4 protein-coding genes are annotated in these 2,749 nt (G+C 65.4%); 1 reads left to right on the forward strand and 3 read right to left on the reverse strand.

Annotated elements, in window-relative coordinates:
* Nucleotides 1-333 (forward strand): lipid-binding SYLF domain-containing protein (locus tag VMS96_13270; protein ID HVP44397.1); only part of this gene is annotated, 333 nt, incomplete at its 5' end.
* Nucleotides 334-416: 83 nt separating this feature from the next.
* On the opposite strand, the gene VMS96_13275 is transcribed toward VMS96_13270, so the two are convergent.
* The 3 genes from VMS96_13275 to VMS96_13285 form a co-directional block, all read right to left on the reverse strand.
* The gene (locus tag VMS96_13275) at nt 417-1,388 is read right to left on the reverse strand and encodes a peptidase U32 family protein (GenBank protein HVP44398.1); all 972 of its coding nucleotides are present in this window, start codon (nt 1,386-1,388) and stop codon (nt 417-419) included.
* A gap of 56 nt (nt 1,389-1,444) precedes the next feature.
* A complete protein-coding gene (locus tag VMS96_13280; protein ID HVP44399.1) occupies nt 1,445-2,395 on the reverse strand; it encodes a peptidase U32 family protein in 951 nt (316 codons plus the stop codon).
* Nucleotides 2,396-2,749 (reverse strand): U32 family peptidase (locus VMS96_13285; GenBank protein ID HVP44400.1); only part of this gene is annotated, 354 nt, incomplete at its 5' end.

The raw sequence follows: 2,749 nt of genomic DNA on the forward strand, positions 1-2,749 counted from the left end.
TACGTGGTGCTGGTCATGTCGCAAAAGGGCGTGGACGCGGTCATGAAGGGCAAGATGAAGTTGGGCACGGATGCGAGCGTGGCCGCGGGTCCGACAGGAGCGACCTCGGCGTCCACGGCCGATATGTACACCTACGGAAGAGCGAAGGGTGCGTTCGCCGGAGTGTCGCTGGGCGGCGCCTCGCTGGAAGCCGACAACGACGCCAACAAGCGGCTTTACGGGAAAGCGGTCGAGGCGCAGGAACTCGTGATCAAGAACAGCCTGCCGACGCCGGAGGTCGGCAAGGCGCTGATCGGTCTGCTCGATACCAAGGCGGGAAAGCGGGCGAAGTAGCCCATAGTACATAGCGCGTAGTACATAGCGAACAAAAGAGGCCGTGCTGGCATGCACGGCCTCTGGGCTGGTACGGGTTGCTTCTAGGCGCGGCGAGGCACGGGCTGGCGGGCCTCGTCGAGCAGGATCTGGGTCATGTTGCTGCGGCGGGCGTCGCGCTCGGCCTGGATGGCCTCGAGACGCGCGCGCCAGGGAGCAAGGTCGATCTTGCGCTCGGGCGGCGTGGCCAGGCAGGCGTCGATCAGCTCGCGGTAGAAGCGCACGATGCCGGCGACCAGAGGCACCGGATACTCGCGCCCCTGGATCTTGAGGCAATGGACCCCGAGCGTGATCAGCGGGGGGATGTCGTCAAGATAGAAAAAGGCATCGTTCTTCAGCGCCACGGCGGGCTCCAGCAGCTTCTTGCCGTCAAAGAGCTCCCATTTCTCCAGGCAGACGCGGTAGTCGAGGCCGCCGCGGTTGGGGCTGCCGCGGAACAGGTCTTTGCCGAACTCGTCGGTGGTCCGCTCCAGCCGGTGGTAGGGCGACATCCAGCATTTGCCCAGGTAGGTGTAGCACTTGTTGGCGTGGATAAGGACCTCGATGCCGACATCGAGGGAAGTCTTGCGCGAGGCCAGCTCGCGCAGGGTGAGCTTGGTGTCGGCCACCACCTGGGTGACGCCGATGGAGCGGTAGAAGGCGACGTCCTCGTTGTTGAGGATGTTGGCCCCGATGCTGGCGTGGATGACGAGCTGCGGGAAGCGCCGGTGCACCTCGGCGATGGCCCCGACGTCGGTCATGATGGCGCCATCGACGCCCCAGGCGACGAACTTCTCCATCTTGCGCAGGAGCGCGGGCAGCTCGGAGGACTGCATGTTGGTATTGATGGCGACCCGCAGCTTGGCTCCGCCGGAGTGTACGATGCCGACGGCTTGGTGCAGCTGTTCATCGGAAAGCTCATAGGCGTCGCGGCGGCGGCTCCAGCCGCGGGCCCCCACATAGACAGCGTTGGCGCCGCTGTCCACGGCCGCCTTGGCCATCTCCAGATTCCCTGCCGGGGCGAGTAATTCAACCATGGCTTTCCTCCAGCTTAACAAGTATAGATGAGACGCCCTGACAAGCGTCTCTACCCTTATGAAAGAACGACCAGCGGCGGTTCCTGCTTAGCGGCAAATTCGGCTTTGCCGATGTATTCCACGCCGCTGCGCCCGAAATAGAAACCATTGCACAGCCCGACCTCGGTATGGCGGCGGACCAGCTCCCAGGCCGGCTCCTCCACCACCGACTCCCTTTCGCCGACGGACTCCAGCGCCGCGCGGTAGAGACGGGCGATCTCGGAGCGGTAGGCCGGCGACTCGTAGGCGGCTTCGATACGGAACATGGAACAGCCGGCTGCGGCCAGAGCGGGAAGATGCTCGAGCATGCATACATCCTTGCCGCTGAGCACGCCCTTGCCGACCGAGCGCATGGCCCAGTCGCCCTGCTTCAGGAAAAGGTCCTTCTGGCACAGCACCGGACACTTGTCCGGCCACTTGTCTTCGTACTCCAGCAGGAAGCAGTAATCCGAGACCCCGAGCGGCATCTTGCCGTGGACCAGGATCTCGGCGGGCAGGCCGGCGGCGGCGGCGATGCTCTTCACTTCCTCCAGGCTGATCTCGTAGTTGGGAGTGAAGCGCACGGCGCCGTAGTCGCGGAGGACGGCCGCGCCGGCATCGGTGTAGACATTGGCGTAACCGCCGATGTGCACCGGCATCTGCGGGAAGTGCTCGTGGACGGCTCGCAGGACGCCCAGGTTATGGGCTTCGATGGCATCGGCCCCGGCCTGGGCCGCGGTTTCCAGTGCCTGCTCGACCTTGGGGAGACTGTCGTTGCGGGGCGCGGCGTAGGTGCTGACGTAGGCGCGCAGACCCAGGTCCTTCACCCGCTGGATGCCTTCGCGCAGGTCGGCCATCTTCTCCAGGAAGTTGTCCTCGAAAAGGCGGCAGTAGATGTTGCCGAGGTAGACCGCGTCGTAGGAGCTGAGGTCGGATTCGCGCAGGCTGCGCAGGTTGGAGATGGTCGTGTTGAGTTCGAAGTTTCGCATTCAACGTCCTTGTACGGTCCACATGGCCGGCAGCTGCGCCGGGGTCCACTGCCGGGGTATGCGCTGGCGCCAGGAATCGACGGCCAGGCGGTACTGCCCCACGATCACTCCCACCGATTCCGGCGGGAGGCTGCGGCCCTGGATCTTGATGACATCGGCGCCGGCGTCGAGGAAGGCCGGGACCTCGGAGATGCGGCTGAGCTGGCGGCTGGGAAACAAGCGGCGGTCCACCTCGATGCCGTCCTTCACCACCGCCCAGGGCTGCTGGCAGATGCGGAAGCAGGCGCCGACGCCGCCGCGCTTCACGCTGCCGGCCAGCCGCACGGCGTCGGGACGGTCGGCGGCGGCAAAGTG

It is taken from the genome of Terriglobales bacterium (assembly GCA_035543055.1).
Taxonomy (GTDB): domain Bacteria; phylum Acidobacteriota; class Terriglobia; order Terriglobales; family Acidobacteriaceae; genus JAIQFD01.

What these genes read in the sequence shown, in the direction of transcription:
- VMS96_13275 (HVP44398.1), bottom strand. Translation starts at nt 1,388, where the DNA reads ATGGTTGAATTACTCGCCCCGGCAGGGAATCTGGAGATGGCCAAGGCG.
- VMS96_13280 (HVP44399.1), bottom strand. Translation starts at nt 2,395, where the DNA reads ATGCGAAACTTCGAACTCAACACGACCATCTCCAACCTGCGCAGCCTG.